At 54.7% G+C, this 439-nt stretch carries 2 rRNA genes; both read left to right on the top strand.

Going from position 1 to position 439, the window contains the following annotated elements:
- Window positions 1-72: ribosomal RNA gene (locus QMF38_RS11850) — 16S ribosomal RNA — on the top strand; the annotation flags it as partial.
- Between the two features lie 166 nt (window positions 73-238).
- Window positions 239-439: ribosomal RNA gene (locus QMF38_RS11855) — 23S ribosomal RNA — on the top strand; the annotation flags it as partial.

A 439-nucleotide genomic window follows, 5' to 3' on the forward strand; every position in this document is an offset into this window, starting at 1 on the left:
GTGGGGCGGATGATTGGGGTGAAGTCGTAACAAGGTAGCCGTATCGGAAGGTGCGGCTGGATCACCTCCTTTCTACGGAGAAATGCGAAGAGGGCGTAGCGTGTGTGTTTAGTTTTGAGGGAGCGAATGACTCGTAAGAGTGATTTGCGAACTCAAGGACCTTGGCAACTGCATATGAAATGACCTTGCAACCTGGTAACCGAGGATTGGAACAGGTGACATGACGGAAGTCATGGACGGTGAAGTTAGGAAGAGCGCACGGAGGATGCCTAGGCGCCAAGAGCCGAAGAAGGACGGGGCGAACACCGAAATGCCACGGGGAGCTGTACGCGAGCATAGATCCGTGGATGTCCGAATGGGGGAACCCACTAGCGGGAAGCGCTAGTACCGGATGCTGAACACATAGGCATACGGAGGCAACCGAGGGAACTGAAACATC

Source organism: Alicyclobacillus hesperidum subsp. aegles (assembly GCF_027923525.1).
Taxonomy (GTDB): Bacteria; Bacillota; Bacilli; order Alicyclobacillales; family Alicyclobacillaceae; genus Alicyclobacillus; species Alicyclobacillus aegles.